This is a genomic window from Rhizobium viscosum (assembly GCF_014873945.1).
Taxonomy (GTDB): Bacteria; Pseudomonadota; Alphaproteobacteria; order Rhizobiales; family Rhizobiaceae; genus Rhizobium; species Rhizobium viscosum.
The window spans coordinates 3,924,287-3,939,758 of record NZ_JADBEC010000001.1 but is presented as its reverse complement, the minus strand read 5'-3'; the positions used below and the strand labels follow the sequence as shown (position 1 = coordinate 3,939,758).

At 58.8% G+C, this 15,472-nt stretch carries 16 protein-coding genes; 9 read left to right on the top strand and 7 right to left on the bottom strand.

Annotation, left to right across the window (positions count from 1 at the left end; genetic code table 11):
* The first annotated feature begins 1 nt into the window (after position 1).
* Together H4W29_RS19490 and H4W29_RS19485 are read left to right on the top strand one after the other, a co-directional pair.
* Positions 2-1,498, top strand: a complete 1,497-nt coding sequence (locus H4W29_RS19490; protein WP_246517251.1) for a terminase — start codon at positions 2-4, stop codon at positions 1,496-1,498.
* Between the two features lie 149 nt (positions 1,499-1,647).
* The gene (locus H4W29_RS19485; protein ID WP_192730375.1) at positions 1,648-1,992 is read left to right on the top strand and encodes an antibiotic biosynthesis monooxygenase family protein; all 345 of its coding nucleotides are present in this window, start codon (positions 1,648-1,650) and stop codon (positions 1,990-1,992) included.
* A 47-nt stretch (positions 1,993-2,039) separates the two neighbouring features.
* On the opposite strand, the gene H4W29_RS19480 is transcribed toward H4W29_RS19485, so the two are convergent.
* Positions 2,040-2,678: an NADPH-dependent FMN reductase gene (locus H4W29_RS19480; RefSeq protein WP_246517250.1), complete on the bottom strand. Its 639-nt coding sequence runs from the start codon at positions 2,676-2,678 to the stop codon at positions 2,040-2,042.
* 759 nt (positions 2,679-3,437) lie between these two features.
* Here H4W29_RS19480 and H4W29_RS19475 point away from each other — a divergent pair.
* On the top strand, positions 3,438-3,758 hold the full coding sequence (locus H4W29_RS19475) for a hypothetical protein (RefSeq protein WP_192730374.1): 321 nt from the start codon (positions 3,438-3,440) through the stop codon (positions 3,756-3,758).
* Positions 3,759-3,933: 175 nt separating this feature from the next.
* Positions 3,934-4,638 (top strand): DUF899 family protein, encoded by a 705-nt coding sequence (locus tag H4W29_RS19470; RefSeq protein WP_192730373.1) that lies wholly within the window; start codon positions 3,934-3,936, stop codon positions 4,636-4,638.
* 520 nt (positions 4,639-5,158) lie between these two features.
* Here H4W29_RS19470 and H4W29_RS19465 read toward each other — a convergent pair.
* Entirely contained in the window at positions 5,159-5,530 is a 372-nt protein-coding gene (locus H4W29_RS19465) for a VOC family protein (RefSeq protein WP_192730372.1), read from the bottom strand.
* 67 nt (positions 5,531-5,597) lie between these two features.
* Between H4W29_RS19465 and H4W29_RS19460 the strand changes: the two genes are divergently transcribed.
* Positions 5,598-6,044, top strand: a complete 447-nt coding sequence (locus H4W29_RS19460) for a MarR family winged helix-turn-helix transcriptional regulator (RefSeq protein ID WP_192730371.1) — start codon at positions 5,598-5,600, stop codon at positions 6,042-6,044.
* A gap of 462 nt (positions 6,045-6,506) precedes the next feature.
* Here the strand turns inward: H4W29_RS19460 and H4W29_RS19455 are convergent, their stop codons facing one another.
* The 5 genes from H4W29_RS19455 to H4W29_RS19435 all read right to left on the bottom strand — a co-directional run bounded on the left by H4W29_RS19455 (position 6,507) and on the right by H4W29_RS19435 (position 10,775).
* Positions 6,507-6,899: a DUF6941 family protein gene (locus H4W29_RS19455; RefSeq protein ID WP_192730370.1), complete on the bottom strand. Its 393-nt coding sequence runs from the start codon at positions 6,897-6,899 to the stop codon at positions 6,507-6,509.
* Positions 6,896-7,300 carry a helix-turn-helix domain-containing protein gene (locus tag H4W29_RS19450; RefSeq protein WP_192730369.1) on the bottom strand — a complete coding sequence of 135 codons (405 nt, stop codon included), beginning with the start codon at positions 7,298-7,300 and terminating at the stop codon, positions 6,896-6,898. The genes H4W29_RS19455 and H4W29_RS19450 overlap by 4 nt, the downstream gene beginning before the upstream one ends.
* Complete coding sequence (locus tag H4W29_RS19445) at positions 7,290-7,766, bottom strand: hypothetical protein (RefSeq protein ID WP_192730368.1); 477 nt, start codon at positions 7,764-7,766, stop codon at positions 7,290-7,292. Before H4W29_RS19445 ends, H4W29_RS19450 begins: the two co-directional genes overlap by 11 nt.
* Positions 7,767-8,025: 259 nt before the next feature.
* Positions 8,026-8,766, bottom strand: a complete 741-nt coding sequence (locus H4W29_RS19440; protein ID WP_192730367.1) for a response regulator transcription factor — start codon at positions 8,764-8,766, stop codon at positions 8,026-8,028.
* 923 nt (positions 8,767-9,689) lie between these two features.
* A complete protein-coding gene (locus tag H4W29_RS19435; protein WP_192730366.1) occupies positions 9,690-10,775 on the bottom strand; it encodes a hypothetical protein in 1,086 nt (361 codons plus the stop codon).
* 538 nt (positions 10,776-11,313) lie between these two features.
* Here H4W29_RS19435 and H4W29_RS19430 point away from each other — a divergent pair.
* The 4 genes from H4W29_RS19430 (at position 11,314) to H4W29_RS19415 (ending at position 15,452) form a co-directional block, all read left to right on the top strand.
* A complete protein-coding gene (locus tag H4W29_RS19430) occupies positions 11,314-11,886 on the top strand; it encodes a PE-PGRS family protein (protein ID WP_192730365.1) in 573 nt (190 codons plus the stop codon).
* Between the two features lie 104 nt (positions 11,887-11,990).
* Entirely contained in the window at positions 11,991-13,706 is a 1,716-nt protein-coding gene (locus H4W29_RS19425; RefSeq protein ID WP_192730364.1) for a type I secretion system permease/ATPase, read from the top strand.
* A gap of 14 nt (positions 13,707-13,720) precedes the next feature.
* Complete coding sequence (locus tag H4W29_RS19420) at positions 13,721-15,166, top strand: HlyD family type I secretion periplasmic adaptor subunit (protein ID WP_192730363.1); 1,446 nt, start codon at positions 13,721-13,723, stop codon at positions 15,164-15,166.
* Positions 15,167-15,173: 7 nt separating this feature from the next.
* The gene (locus tag H4W29_RS19415) at positions 15,174-15,452 is read left to right on the top strand and encodes a transposase (RefSeq protein ID WP_192730362.1); all 279 of its coding nucleotides are present in this window, start codon (positions 15,174-15,176) and stop codon (positions 15,450-15,452) included.
* The last annotated feature ends 20 nt before the right edge of the window (positions 15,453-15,472 follow it).

Sequence of the window (15,472 nt, the reverse complement as noted above, 5' to 3'; positions counted from 1 at the left end):
CATGATGCCGCAAAAGCCCCTGCCCTCATTCAGCGAAAGCCGCGATCCCAATGACGAGATCATCGAGCTTGCCGCCGCCTGCCGCTTCAGCCCGAAGCGCTGGAGCCGGCTTGCCTGGGACTGGGGCATGGGCGAACTCAAAGGTTATGACGGCCCGCGCCCCTGGCAGGACGAGATCAACGACCTGATCGGCGCCCATCTTGCCGACCCCGAAACCCGCTACCAGCCGCTGCAGATATCCGTCGCCTCCGGCCACGGCATCGGCAAATCGGCGGAGATGGGCATGCTGTCGAACTGGGCGATGTCCTGTTTTGCCGATTGCAAGGTGGTCACGACCGCCAATACCGAGGGCCAGTTGCGCACCAAGACGGCGCCCGAGATCGGCAAATGGTTCCGGCTCTCGATCACCGCCCACTGGTTCGATCAGCAGGCCATGTCCATCAAGTCGCGCGACCCTGATCGCAGCGAAAGCTGGCGGCAGGATTTCATCTCCTGGAGCGAGCACAATACGGAGGCCTTTGCCGGCCTGCACAACAAGGGCCGCATCATCCTGCTGCTCTTCGACGAGGCCTCCAAGATCCATGACAAGGTCTGGGAAGTGGCCGAAGGCGCCCTGACCGACGAAGACACCATCATCATCTGGATCGTCTTCGGCAACCCGACCAGAAACAGCGGCCGCTTCCGCGAATGCTTCCGCCGCTTCCGCCACCGCTGGGTGGGAAGGCAGATCGACAGCCGCACGGTGCCCGGCACCAACAAGCAGTTCCTTCAACGTCTCGTGGACGATCACGGCGAGGATAGCGATATCGTCAAGGTGCGCGTGCGCGGCCAGTTTCCGAGCCAGTCCGCCATGCAGTTCATCTCCGCCGACGATGCCGACCGGGCGCGCAGCGTGCACCTGCGCTCCGAGCAATACGCCTTCGCGCCGGTCATATTGGGCGTCGATCCCGCCTGGACGGGCGACGACCCGACGGTGATCATGCTGCGCCAGGGGCTTTATTCGAAGCGGCTGGCCACCATTCCCCGCAACGACAACGATATCGAGATCGCCAATCTCATCGCCCGGCTGGAGGATGAATATGAGGCCGACGCCGTCTTCGTGGATGCCGGCTACGGCACCGGCATCGCCAGCGCCGGCACCGTCATGGGCCGCTCCTGGCAGCTCGTCTGGTTCGGTTCAACGAAGGTGCTGGACCCCGGCTATTACAATATGCGCGCCTATATCTGGGGCCAGATGAAGCGCTGGCTGAAGGCCGGCGGCGCGATCGACCCCGCCAACGAGGTGCTCTATCAGGATCTGGTCGGGCCGGAGACCGTGGCGCGGCTGGATGGCAAGATCCAGCTCGAAAGCAAGGAAGACATGAAGGAGCGCGGCCTGCCCTCACCCAACGAGGGCGATGCGCTGGCGCTGACATTCGCGCAGCCGGTGGCCAAGAAGGTTCGTCACCCGGCGGGGACCGGGGTGAAGGCGGCGGTGGACTATGATCCGTATGGTTAAAGTGGGAATGGCGGGTTTGCGGAATTCGGCGGCAGAGGCGGCCAGGATCCGTGGCCGCTTCGTACCAGAAGCAGATTTAGCGATATCGCCGCAATTGGGGCAGAGTGTATTCTTTAGGTGGCTCCTGCCGACGACACGGAGGAAATCAAATGCACACATCCGCCCTACCGGAACCACCATACTATATGGTCAGCTTCAGTTCGCAGCGAACGAATGTAAACGATGACTATGGTGAGATTGGTTACGCAATGACCAAACTTGCAGCGCAACAACCGGGTTATCTTGGCTTCGAAAGCGCCCGCGGCGCGGATGGCTTCGGGATACTGATATCATTCTGGAAGGACGAAGAAAGTATCCGCGCATGGAAGAGCGTCATCGATCATGTTGAAGCACAGCGACGAGGTCGCCAAGACTGGTACTCCAGATACGAAATTCGAGTCGCTCTTGTGCAGCGTGCTTACGGTTTTGAGAGCGAGACTGCGACTGCCACATAATGGAAGCGCAACTTGACGTCCGCTTGAGGCCGCAAGCAGACACGAGGTCACACCTCCCAGCCCGATCTATAGGTCCGCGCTCTAAGTAACCGCGTCAATTCAATCTTAACCGCCAATGTCTTGTCGAGACGATCACGGAGAGACTGTGACATTGCACCATTCTGCAGCCAATCCCGTGTCGATGCATAGACTGCGTATGGATTGATGATGCATTTGAAATCGAGCATGAGTGACATCGCTGTCGGTCCGTAAGCCATGTAGCTGTGGGGCAAGCCCCCTGCACAGGCGAAGGTCACGACCTTATCGAACCACGCTGATAACCTCCCGCCTTCGCCAGTAGCACCGGTTGCCTCCATCAGGCCTTTGGCCGCACTTCCGATCGACCAGTTGTAGATCGGCACACAGAGCAATACTCCGTCCGAATCTCTGATCGCCGCGTGTAGGCCTGCAAATGCCGGGTGGTTGTAACAGTCTGAATTATCGAACGATGGGAGGCCCAAATCCCTGAGATCGAGGAGTTTGGGCTCGTGCCCGCCTTCCTTGATCAGCCGCTCGGCTTCTCGAGCCATGATCCGGCTGCGGCTTTCCGGATCGAGGCTGCACGAAAGGATAGTGATGTTCGAAGGTCTGGAAACATGGCTCATCGGAAACCGGGCGCGCTGGTTAAAGACGAGCTGACCCTGCAACCTCAAGTCCAGTTGAGATCAAGCGCGAAGAAGTCGAAGCTGGATGCTCACGCGCGATGATGTATCCGATCGGCAGTTACGCGCCATTTGCGGACGGGACTCGGGTGAAGGCGGCGGCGGATTATGACCCCTATGGGTGGTGGTTTAGGCGGTCTGAAGGTCAGTATAGGTAGAATTTCTGCCTGCCATTCAGGTCTTGCCTGAGGCGTAGACGCCTCCGCCTCCCCCTCATCCCTGTGCTCGTCACAGGGATCCAGCCGCCCAAGTCTTTGGGCAGGAAAGACTTTTTCGCTTGGGGTCAGGAGTGAGTCATTCACCGCGCAGACGCGCGGTGACTGGATTCCTGTGACGAGCACAGGAATGAGGGAGGTTGGGGGAGCCGCCCGCCCACCGAAACGCCGCGCTTCCGTCACCAGCATCAGACCAGTGGTCGCGGCAGGCTAATCACAATGCGCGGTTCTGATTTTATCCACAGGTTTATTCCCGGGTTCCGGGCGTAAAAAAGCTCGCAAAAGCAGGGCCTCCGTGCCGCCAACAGCCGAGTTAATCCAACTGGTCGAATTGCTGCGCTTCATACGTGGGCGTCTAATCGGCTTGTCACGGTGGAGGGCGCAGATGAGACAAACACCGGGGCTGGGGCTCGTCTTGGTGCTGGGTGGCGAGCCCCAATGTCTTCGCCAATGATCTGACGAAACTGTGTCAGAACAGACTGCCTCGGGGGACGCTAAAGGATGAACTCCATCTCCGGAAGGTCCGCCAATGCCGCCCTTGCTCGATGCCGACGACCCAAGCAGCCTTGATATTGTCTGCGATGTCATCCTGGTTGACTGGTACAACGCAGGCGTAGACACCTTCGATATCAGAGACTTTCGGGAAGAGATGGAGCTGCATTATCAAGAGATGGGCAGACCCGTCCCTGCAGAGATTGCCGATCCCCAAAAGCTCGTTCCCACCCTCCGGCTGCTGCAGGCACGCATGCACATCGTCAAGCCGACGCGCATTACCGGCATCGAGTGGCAATTCATACGAAACGGTAATGGTGACGGTAACGGCGATTGGGCGCACCGGTCGCCCAAATAGCGAAATTTTTCTCCCTCCATGCGTTTTCCGGTAAAAATTCGCAGGCGATGTCGAAAACCGTCTCCCGCAAACGTCTTTTACACGTTGTGAACGAGGCGATACCATCGCCATGCCGGCCGCTCTGAAAGCGAGCAGCGCGGTGCCCCGAACCATTGCGACCAAAGGGAGCGAGCATATGGACATGACCGAGTTGAAACCGGCGAAGGAGCTGGCCGCAAAGCGTGTGACGAAGTTCGAAAACGAAAGTCGCGCCTACGCGGAGGCGAGAACCGCACTCCTGGCCGAGGAAATCGAGGTGCGTCGTCACCTTACCCGCCTTGCCGAGCAGCGTCGCCGTCTCCCCCCCGGCCCCGTCGTGCTGAAGGACTATCGCTTCAAGGACGAGAATGGCGCCGAGGTAGGGCTTGCCGACCTGTTTGGCGAGCACGATACCCTGGTGACGTATTTCTGGATGTACGGGCCGCAGCGTGAACGGCCATGCCCGATGTGCACGAACTTTCTCGGCGGTGTGAATGGAAACGCCGCCGACGTGAAGCAGCGGGTTGCGTTCAAGGTGCTGGGGCGCAGTCCAGTGGCGCGGCAGAGGGCGTTCGCGCTTGAGCGCGGGTGGCGCGATCTCGATTTCGTGCAGACAATTGGCGACGACTATGCCCGCGACCTCGGCCTTCTCGGCGACAGAGGCGGCGAGAATCCAGGCTTCACTGTCTACCAGAAGGATGGCGACGAGATACGCGTCTTCTACAATGGCGAAATGCCTGCCGAAGCGGCCGATCCAGGACAGGATCCGCGAGGGGCCGTCGACATCGCGCCGCTCTGGAACATTCTCGACATGACGCCTGGAGGGCGCGGCACGGATTGGTATCCCAAGTTGGTCTATTGAGATCGGCTGCCGCCGGCAGCGGCATTGCGTATCTCCGGGAGCGGCAACTGCTTAACACGCCAGTGCCGGGCAACCCGGGTTAATCTGAACCGGGATGACGAAACCCTGGGGCGAAGCGACGAAGAAAGTTCATTGCTTGTCTGAGGCTCGTCATCCCCATTCGCTGGGTGTCTCGTTGGGACGAGAAGCCGTCGTTGGTGGCACCGTCTGCATGATCGCGAGTGTCAGCGCCATGTAATCCGCATAGGCAGAGATGCAAATATTGCCTATTCGCGGCCGGGCACCCCCCTCTGTCCTGCCGGACATCTCCCCCACAGGTGGGGAGATCGACAAGTGGCCCGACCTTCGTCGCGTCATTAACGTCGTGCAGTTTGCAACGTTTTTGTTTGGGGAAACCGGCGCTCCCAGCCAATCTCCCCCCTTGTGGGGGAGATGTCCGGCAGGACAGAGGGGGTGCCGGACAGGCCTCCAATCCTAAAACTCCTGATAACAAAGAGCGGAATTTTGGACGCGGTTTCTATCAGCTTGCCGGGACTGTATGCGCAGTTATCGTATAGCCAAACGGATCGACGAAGGCGAAATAGCGTCCGAACGGACCGTCCTTCGGTGGGAAAGCGATAGGCACGTCGCGCTCGCATAGATGAGCATGCAATTCGTCGGCGTCGTCGCAGCCAAACCAGATCGCGATGCCAACCCCTAGCTTGCCGCTGTCGTCAAAGCCCTCGATCGGCGTGCGGACGGCGAATGGGATAGGCTGCGTTTCGAAAACGACCGCACCCGGAGGGGCTTTTGCCGAGGGCGTAAGCCCGACAATGTCCTGATAGAACGTCCGTGCGGCGTCCAGATCCCTGGTCTGTATCCCGATGAAATCCGGTCCAATGAGGCGAGGCATGAGTATCTTCCCTTTTTATACCTGACGCAGTATCGTCAGGGGCCTGATATAATATAAGGGTACTGATATGTCCAGCTTGATCGATCCACCGGTGAATGACACCTACCGCTCGCTCGGATATGCGCTGAAGCGGGCGCAGCAAGCGCTGCGGGGCCATCTCGACACAGAACTGAGAAAGATCGGATTGACGACCCCGCAATACTCGGTGCTGGCGGGGCTTGAGGCCAGCGCGGGCTTGTCGAGTGCGGAGCTTGCGCGGCGGGCCTTTGTGACCGCGCAGACGATGCAGTCCATCATAGCGACGCTCGAACGCGACGGCCTCGTCAAGCGAACGGCCCACCCGGTCCATGGCAGGGTCCTGACGACAGAACTTACGCCGGATGGGCGCTCGGCATTGCGTGCGGCCCACGAGATTGTCGCTAAAGCCGAGGGCCTGGCCCGAAAGGCCGTTGCCCCCGATGATCCCGAGATCATATATGCAGCCTTGCTGCGCATAGCAGAAGCCATGCCGTGAGCTTCTCCGGCGGCTTTGGAGAGGCACGGCGGCGAGACCGGCGAACGGTCGAAGCTGGACTGCCGAGCCAGGTTCATCGGCTTTCGGCCGGATACGGGCGAATGAGGGAAGCCGGCCGTGGGGGTGCAAATGCCACCTGTTTGCGCACGTCGCGCATACCCCCTCTATCCTGCCGGACAGAAGGGGTGGGGCAACTCGCGCCCTGGACAAAGCGGCTCGTCTCTCAGCCCTTTGACTTCAGCTTGCCGCCGACCGCCCAGCTACAGAGCCGGAGGTAAATCTCTACTTTTCGCCTGGATCTGTGTCGTTTTGCTCGGCGCTATTCGATCTCTATAGCGCTCGCGCATGCAATCGGCCCGCTCCCAATTCAACAGCTCAGTTAATCGGCCACCATGGATCTGATCCTGAGACTTTCTGAAACATTTCCGAAAGCCTGCCCCGCACGAGGCGTCACGGTTGGCCTCAGGCGTTTACCTGAGGAGGAGCAACGATTTTTAATTGTCCAGCGAGAAGCGTGTGCTCGGCGACCTTCAGCTTGACCTGCAACTTGCCATGCCTCTCGACCTGAACTGGAAATCCAGAAAATATCAGGACCATTGGCAGATCGGAGGCATGAATTTGAGCCTCGCCCTCTTGCTCAAAAACCGTAGCTCCGTCCTCAAAAGCTAGGGTGAGGTGAAAATGGTGAGTCCCCTCTGGCAGACCATGCACCCTCACGAACATCCCCATAGGAAAAGCTGCTGGCAGAAGCCCAGGGACCAGATCGCCGGGATACACGCCGATGAATATAAACTTTCCGGTGATCTCCTGCCTTATGTCATCGCAAAAGACGACATCTGCACTCAAGTCACTCATTCCGCGGCCTCGACGTAGGACGAAGCATTGCGGGGACTTTGCGCCGGGTAGACAGTAACATTCTGTTTGGTAGATCCTGCAGAAAATCTTACTGCAGGTTGCTCCACGGGAGGCGTGTTCGTAGCGGCTTTAGGCTCTGCTCGTCGCTTCATTGTGAACTCTGGCTCCCAGCCCAAGGCCCAAGCCAACTCACCAATAGAACGCAGAGTGAGGTTACCGTCCCCCTTAAGCATTCTGTTGATAACAGAGCGGTTTACGCCGAGCGAAGCAGCGACCTTTTGCTGATTTATCCCTGACAGGGACTTCTCGTCTATCGCGGCGCTGACAAGAGCTTTTCTTACTTTGCCGATGAACCTCGAGGCGGCCCGCTTCTTCGGGTCGATTTTGAGTTCATAAGACATCTTCATATTCTCCCGTGATGAACTTAGGTTCATCCAAATTCAGTTGGTTACGTCTGTACACGACACTGTTTCGGTAGCCGGCATAGAGACTATGGTGCTTGCATTGGAACGCACTGTTGATCTCTGCAACAACAAAGACACCCTTCGAAGCGAACCATCCAAATAAGCGCAAATCGGACGTCTTTAGTTCCCAAACACCCGGCTCCGTCGGCAACATCGAGTGAGATTTCTCGTAGTAAGAGAAGTCTGCGCCACTGACGAAATCGTGAAACAGGTCATCAGCTTGTTCCATCGGATCCTGCTTTCCTTCGTGGAAGTCCGGATCGAGGGACGGAAGCGTATTCTCCAGCCAGTCAATGACGTGGGGAAATGCACAAAGGAGCCGTTCAGGCTGTTCATGCGCATCTAACCCACCCCCAATCGATACGAGAACATTGGCATCGCATAGTTCTGTCAGTGTTGCCATATAAGTCAACAGATAATGGTTAACAAGTTATCCCTTGTGGGAAGCTGGTGTGACATATTGGCTATTCAATTTGATGAGCGCACTGACGCGCAAAAATCGCTCGCGCACGCCGAAGCCCCTTCCCCGCCAATAAGGCCAGAACGTAGCAGAGCAACCGTAGATTGGGGAGTCAATTCCTCTGGCAAATACTGACTCGTGCCCGAAGCACCGCAGTCGGCTCGCCTGGGTGCGAAAGCTCTGCGACAGCGCCCCGACACCGCTAACTCGGCGAGGCGTCAGGCCCGCCGGCGGCTCTTTGAACCAGGCGGGCGACCACTTCGGTGCGGTTCTGCGCCTGCAGCTTGCGCATGATGTGCTGCAGGTGCATCTTCACCGTATGCCCCGACAAATTCAGTTTTCCTGCGATCACCTTGTTTGAGCAGCCACTTTGCAACTCTGCCAGCACATCCGCTTCCCTGGGAGTGAAATCGGCAATCGCCAGGTACTGCGTCCTGTCATCCAGGCGTTTCTCGGCCTCGGTTCTGACAGGAACATGCTCGTTTGAGCCGTTTGTAGCGGCGGCCCCCATGAGCTGCGGGAAAAATATCCCCCCTGCCAGAACAAGACGAAGACCGGCAAGGGCGATGTCAACGGGCAGTGAAGTCGTGAAAAAGCCGCGCATGCCCATCTTGAGCGCCTGACTGGCTATGATGACGTCGTCAGTCCCTGAGAGCAACGTGATAGGAGCCTCCGGAAAACGTGCAGCAATTGCCGCAAGGTCGTCACGCAGGCTGGTGCTCTCAATAGCCCTGCCGGCCAAATCCAACGCAATCAAACGTACCTCGGCTCCAAGAGCCCGGTCGAGACTCTCAGTCGAGATCAGGTCGATAAAGTTCCACCCGGCAAGTTCATGCTCAAGAAGCTTCACCACGGTGGTGCGAGCGAGTGTAGAATGCTCAATTATGATCACAGTTGGTGCATTGCGCCCCGTACGGCGCTTAGATTTAGCACTGTCGGACACTTGCGTGCTCCCCAGAAGATTTGCAACCCAACAGCTATTCACATTATTCCTGTTCTCGCTTCATGTCATGATAAAAAACGAGTGTATTGCCGCTATCAATAGTCTGATCTCTCATGATAATTCTTATAGTCTATAAGATCCTGGTGAGAGATAACTGAACCTGCAGAGCAGTTTTGAAAGCTTATCTACGACGACTTGCCGGTTCGACTTGCCGCTGCAGACTTTCCGGTTTTCGTCGAATTCACGTACGGAAAGCGCGTCAACAAAGCTTTCAAAGGCACTGAAAAGGCAGGCGATCTGCTACGGATCCATTCAGGAAAGAGCCGTTGGACAGAACGCGCTGCCGATCGGTTCGGTTTTGTTCCCATATCTCATTGCAAAGCAGCCGCAGACCTCGACAGCAAGACGACCGGCGCGAAATGCGACAAAAGTCTGAGATCGCCAGTAACCCTTTATGATTACTGAATAACTAGGGGTCTATTGGGTATTAATACCGGCTCTCATGGTTTTCACGCAGGCAGCACTGCGCCGGCGCCGACGGATGCCAGCCGGAGGCTACGGCCTCCGGGACCGAAATCGACGACAATGCGGAGAAGGTCATGGTGGCCCAGGAGACGAAGTCGGGCGTCCGGGATGCCCCCCTCCTCCGTCATGTCAGGGCTTGCCCCTGATATCTGCTGCGGCGACGATAGAGTACACGATCGACGACGGCGTTGTCAGGGGCAATTCCAGCAAAGCCGGGCCGCCACTTCCAGCATTACGCCTTGGATGGGTGTCGAACGATCGCGAACGTTGCAGATATCAGGGACAAGCCCTGACATGACGGAGGTGAGCCCTCGCCAGTCACTCGCCGCTATCCTCAGGCTTGCCCGAGGATCTGCGACGGTTTTGCGTCCGCAATAGCGAGGAAAAATGGAAATGCCCTAGCTGTGCATGAAGCCCAGAATGTCGTCGACGAGAGCCGAATGGGCGTCCGTGAGGTTGCCCTCTCCGCCATGCCCCCCGATGCCGGCCATCTGGAGCGCCTGCTGGTCATAGAGAACATGATCGATCTGTTGGGCATCCGCCGTCCCGCCGGCGGGAACGGCAATGTTGATGGGATGGAAATAGCCGAAATTGACGTCGACCATGCTGCCGGTCGACGATCCGTTCCCGCCGCCTCCACCCGCATGGTTGCCGGTGAAAATCGTGTCCGACGACAGGTTGAAGCCACCGCCATTGCCGCCGATGCCGGCGATCTGCACGGTGCCCTGATCGAAAATGACATTGTTTGTCTGATGAGCCGTTGCCGAGCCGCCTGCAGCACCGATGGCGATGTTGATCGGTGAGAAGATGGCAATACTTATATCGACCATACTGCCGACGAAATATCCATTGCCGCCGTGGCCCGCATAAAAGTCGCCGGTCAATGTCAGTGACGTTCCCGGGCTCAAGGAGTCATGGCCCACAGCATTATGGTCTCCGCCTGAGCCCCCCATGCCGCCGATCTGGGTTGCGCCCTGCAGGAACAGCGCGTTGTTCGATTGCAGGGCGTGAGCCTCCGCGCCGGGGCCCGCCGCCACGGCCGTATTGACGGGGACAAAGAGCGCGGTCTCGGTGCTGACGAGCCCGCCGTAGAAGAGGCCATTGCCGCCGGTGCCGGCATGACTGGCGCTCTCGCCGCTGCCGATGGCAACATTGCCGCTTCCGCCATTCCCGCCAATCCCTGCCATTTCGGTGGGATGCTGATTGATGAGTGCTTCATTGCCCTGGAAGGCTTCGGCAGCCGAATGCGGTCCTGCAATAGCGGCATTGGACGGCATGAAGACGGCCAATGCGTTGCTGCTGATCACGCCTTCGCTTATTCCGTCACCGCCGCTGCCGGCTGAACTATAGGCTTGGCCGGAAGCGACATCCAATGGAAGCCAGGTCGGCACCAATGCCAGATGCCCTGCGGCCACGTTGTAGGCGGGGTTTTGGTCGGTGCTCGCTTTGGGCAAGTCTTCCAGTAAGGAACGAATTTCCGTCATTACCGTCTCCATTCCGCGGCCGGCCGCGCATCCGCCGAACGCGTCGCGTATGCAGCCTGAATTGCTCAGCCCCCTGATTGCTCAATCATTGTGCCTCTGAACGTCGGAAAAGCAGAGCCTGCAATTTGTCTACATCCCGTCGGCCAGGGCTGTAGCCATTTGGCTGTCATCGCCGCAGCCTCCCCTCGTGCGGGTTCGAGAGGTCAGGATCCCGCATCCTGCATCCTCGTTCTGCCGGCGGAACATGCATGGTTTTCGGCTCCGAACAGGTTCTCCCTGGCGGCCATTGCTTTGGCGAGGTCGTAGATCATGACCGGGCCATCCGACCTGCCACGACGAAACAACGTTCCATCACCTCCAAGTATACACCTGAAGGAACGTCACCGAATATCTAGATAGTTCGAAGATTAAATCGCAGGCAATATTAGCCCGCGGTTGTATTGGCTGGCGGTGGCATCCTGAATACGCACACCGTAGGGGAAAGCCGTAGAAGGAACTCGGACGAAACGAAGCAAACGAAGTAGAAGGAGTGATATCAATGCCTATTCCACAATTGTCTGACACGATCTATCTCCACAACCCGGATGCGGGTGACGCCAATGCCGGCAACGGCGGCGATGGCATCAATCAAGGCACCATTAACTACAACCCGGTTGCCTATATCGACCCCGTGCAAACGGTCTACGGGGCAGAGACCCATCTGCACAATGGCGATCACGTCTGGCAGGGGGCAGATTGGGACGCCGGCGGCGGTGGAGCCGGTGGCTTCAGCCAGGCCCAGAACGGCTTCCTGGCAGCGATCACCAGCGGCGCCGGCGGCGCAGGGGGAGCGGCTACCTCCAACGGCAATCAAGGAAATACGAGCGGCGGCGACACGGCTACGGTGAATGCGGGTACGACCGCAACACAATATACGCAGCTCCTGGCCGATCAGCATGCCACCATCCTGGCAGGCGTCGGCGGCAACGGCGGCAACGGGAACAACGCGCTGGGTGGCGATATCTCGTCAGCAGTGGTTCACACCGATCCCGAAACGACGACGGTGAACAATGCTCTCGATCATTTCATAAACGCCTTTGGTCAGATCGACGTCAGCCATCTCGGCTCCTGAAATAAAGGCTCTGAGGGTCGCCGGTTTCGGCTGGCGACCCTCCTGTATTGCTGAACCGGCAAGCGCTCTCTTCGTGTCAGTATCAAATGCAGCGAGATCTGATAATGGCAACGATTTCCATAAAACCATCGCGCCCGCAGACCCACCTCGTTGTTGCGCTCCGGGCTTGCGCCGGCGCCTTCGGGTTGGTCTTCCTCTACAGCTGCGGCTACAATCTCTTTCTTCTCGCACCTTCCATCTATCTCCTGCAGATCTATGACAGGGTCCTGTCGAGCCGGAGCGCCGATACGCTGCTGATGCTGACCCTGATCATCGCCATCGCCGTGCTGGTCGGGTCCGTGCTGGATATCGTGCGCAGGGCAGCTCTTTCGCGCATCGGCAGCTGGCTGGACCACAGGCTGCGGCCGATGGTGCTGACGGCATCATTCGAATATGCCACCCTTGCCGATACGGGAGCCGCCACGGAGTGCTACAGGGACCTGGCCGCATTGCGCCAGTTTCTCGATTCACCGGCCAGTTCCCTCTTTTTTGACGTTCCCTGGGCGCCGGTATTCCTGCTCCTGCTTTTTCTCGTTCATCCGCTGCTCGGGACCATCGGTCTCTTGAGCGCAGTTGCACTTCTGCTGTTTGCGTTCCTGACGGAAGTGGCGACGAAAGAGCCGCTGACCCAGGCCAACTTTGCCCTTTCGAGCAGCTATATCCGATTTGCGACCGCCCTTAAGAACATCGAGGTGATCAGGGCGATGGGCATGCAGGATGGCGCGGCACAGATCGTCTATCGCGATGCGGAAATGGCCAGAAAGGCGCAGGACGTCGCGATGCGTCGCACGGAGATCATTCTTGGTTTCTCCAAATCGATCCGCACGCTCGCGCAGATCCTCATGATGGGATCGGCCACATGGCTGGTGCTCGTCAACAGCGGCAGTCCCGGCATCATCTTCGTTGCGAGCCTGTTGCTCGGGCGCGGGCTTGCGCCGATCGAGGGCGCAATCGGCGCATGGCGCTCCCTCACGTTTGCGCGCAATGCCTTCAATCGCCTGAACAGAATGCTGATAACAGTTGCCTCGGAACATGACGGCCGAATGGTGCCGATACCGGAACCCAATGGCCTCATTCTCGATAATGTCAGCTATGTCAGGCCATTCGCCGACCGGCCGATATTGACCGGTATCACCCTGCGCCTGGCACCTGGCGATTGCGTAGCGCTCATCGGTCCGTCGGGATCGGGAAAATCGACGCTCGGTCGCGTCATCGCCGGCGTCGTCCAGGCGACAAGCGGATGTGTTCTTCTCGGCGGGGTCGATATCTCGGCGCTCCGCCTTTGCGGCGGGACCCGCCATGTCGGATACCTGCCGCAGGACATCGAACTCTTCGGCGGAGCGATCAAGGATGTGATCGGCCGGCTGGACGGAGGAGATCCCGGCAAGGCGATCGACGCCGCAAAGCTGGTCGGATTGCACGATGCGATCATGCGGCTTCCCCGGGGCTACGAGACGGATATCGGCGAAGGGGGGAACCTGCTCCTTCGGGCTCAGCGCCAACAGCTGGGACTGGCGCGCGCAGCCTATGGAAATCCATCCCTCATCGTTCTCGACGATCCGAATTCGAGCCTGGATTATGACGGCGAACGCATGCTGTTCACAGCAATCGAGCGCATGAAAGCCAGGGGGATGACTGTCATCATCATCACGCACCGGATGGGGATCCTGCCCGTCACCAACAAGATTGCCATCATGCGTAACGGGACGGTGGCTGCCTTCGGCGACAGTGACCGCATCTACGATACCTATCTTCAGCCGCCGTCTCGATCAGGAACATAGGGAAGGACGCCGCCGTGACCCTTGTTCAAGTGAACACAGCGCTGGCGAGATTTTCAGATCTGTCGAAGACGGGTCTGCGGTTGGCTCGACGATCGGCAGCGCCGGCCAGGCAACAGGCAACCTATTTGCCTGTGATCGATCCGAAACAGCGCGGCCCCGCGCCGCCCTCGCCCATGCCGGGGCTCAGAGGCGTTGCCTGGACGGGCAACCTGTTGATCCTGGTCTTCATCGTCGGATTGGGGATCTGGTCGGCCTTAGCGCCGCTGAAAAGCGCTGCGGTCGCATCCGGCGTTATCGAGCCGGAAACCAGCCGCAAGACCATTCAGCATCTGGAAGGCGGGATTATCAGGCGGATCCTCGTCAAGAACGGCGATGCGGTCATGGGCGGGCAGATCGTGATAGAGCTCGACGATACGAAGTTCCGCTCGGAGCGCGACAGCATTCAAGGGCAGCTTTGGGACGCCGAAGGAAGCCGCGCGCGCCTGCTTGCGGAGCAGACGGGCAGCGATCATATCGCCTATCCTGACGACCTCAGGGCAGCCATGGACCGATATCCTTCGGTCAGCGCCATCATGACCGGGCAACAGAAAATCTTCGAAGCCCGCCGCCGGGTCATGCAGGCGGAAATTGGGATCATCAATGAAAAAATCGCGCAGGTGCGGCAGGAAATCGTCGGACTTGGCGCACAGAAGACATCATTGGCCGACAGGGCCACGATCTCGAGCCAGGAAATGGATCAGGTCACTGCCCTCAACGCCAAAGGACTGGAAAAGAAGAGCAGACTTCTCAACCTCCAGCGGGAAAAAGCAGACCTCGATGGCCGGCAGGGTGAAGTGGAGGCACAGATCTCTCGCGCCTATCAGGTGATCAGCGAGTCACAGGCCGATCTCGCAAAGCTCGAAAGCGACCGGTTGAGCGAAGTCGCCCAGGGCATGCGCGATACGGAAAGCCGGATCATGCAACTGCGCGAGCGCTTGCGGGCGATCGACGACCAGCTTGCAAGGACCGATATCCGGGCCCCCGAAGATGGAACGATCATGAACCTGCGCATCCACACGGCCGGCGGCGTGGTCGGCGCGGGCGAACCGCTCGTCGATCTCCTGCCACGCTCCGATCGCCTCATCGTGTCCGTCCACGTCAGACCCGAAGATATGAACCTCGTCCGCGCGGGGCTAGAGGCGCAGGTTCACCTCCTCCCCTACAATCAGCGGCGCGTCCCGCTCCTGAAAGGTCGCGTCGAATATGTATCGGCCGACCGTCTCATCGATCAGCAGAGCGGCCAGCCCTATTTTGCCGCAACGATCCGTGTGACGGACGAGCGGCTGGCGAAAATGAGGGATGTCGAACTGGCCGCGGGCATGCCCGCACAGACATTGATCGAAACGGGCCAGAGCAGCGTGGCCCTCTATGCCGTCAGACCACTCCTCGACAGTTTCAACAGAGCATTTCGCGAGGACTGAGACGGTGATGGGCAAGAGAAAATTCGACGACGAGCAGATTACGGGCATTCTGAAGGAGCACCAGGCCGGCGTGACGGTGGCCGATGTCTGCCACAGGTACGGCATCAGCGAGCCGACCTTTTATCGGTGGCAATCCCTGCAGGTCCGAAATCTCGGTCTCGATGTCAAAAGGGTAAGAGAGCTGGAGGAAGAGAACCAGAAGCTCAAGAAGCTCCTGGCCGAATCCATGCTTTCGGCGGCGACGCTGAGCGAGATGCTGGCGAAGACATCGAAAGGGCGGAACTGACGTCTCAACAGGGTTTGCTG

Bases quoted from the DNA above. Each gene is read 5' to 3' on its own strand.
- H4W29_RS19445 (WP_192730368.1), bottom strand. From the start codon at position 7,766: ATGGCAACACTGACAGAACTATGCGATGCCAATGTTCTCGTATCGATT.
- H4W29_RS19470 (WP_192730373.1), top strand. From the start codon at position 3,934: ATGGACATGACCGAGTTGAAACCGGCGAAGGAGCTGGCCGCAAAGCGT.
- H4W29_RS19460 (WP_192730371.1), top strand. From the start codon at position 5,598: ATGTCCAGCTTGATCGATCCACCGGTGAATGACACCTACCGCTCGCTC.
- H4W29_RS19415 (WP_192730362.1), top strand. From the start codon at position 15,174: ATGGGCAAGAGAAAATTCGACGACGAGCAGATTACGGGCATTCTGAAG.
- H4W29_RS19435 (WP_192730366.1), bottom strand. From the start codon at position 10,775: ATGACGGAAATTCGTTCCTTACTGGAAGACTTGCCCAAAGCGAGCACC.
- H4W29_RS19465 (WP_192730372.1), bottom strand. From the start codon at position 5,530: ATGCCTCGCCTCATTGGACCGGATTTCATCGGGATACAGACCAGGGAT.
- H4W29_RS19485 (WP_192730375.1), top strand. From the start codon at position 1,648: ATGCACACATCCGCCCTACCGGAACCACCATACTATATGGTCAGCTTC.
- H4W29_RS19425 (WP_192730364.1), top strand. From the start codon at position 11,991: ATGGCAACGATTTCCATAAAACCATCGCGCCCGCAGACCCACCTCGTT.
- H4W29_RS19475 (WP_192730374.1), top strand. From the start codon at position 3,438: ATGCCGCCCTTGCTCGATGCCGACGACCCAAGCAGCCTTGATATTGTC.
- H4W29_RS19490 (WP_246517251.1), top strand. From the start codon at position 2: ATGATGCCGCAAAAGCCCCTGCCCTCATTCAGCGAAAGCCGCGATCCC.
- H4W29_RS19430 (WP_192730365.1), top strand. From the start codon at position 11,314: ATGCCTATTCCACAATTGTCTGACACGATCTATCTCCACAACCCGGAT.
- H4W29_RS19450 (WP_192730369.1), bottom strand. From the start codon at position 7,300: ATGTCTTATGAACTCAAAATCGACCCGAAGAAGCGGGCCGCCTCGAGG.
- H4W29_RS19455 (WP_192730370.1), bottom strand. From the start codon at position 6,899: ATGAGTGACTTGAGTGCAGATGTCGTCTTTTGCGATGACATAAGGCAG.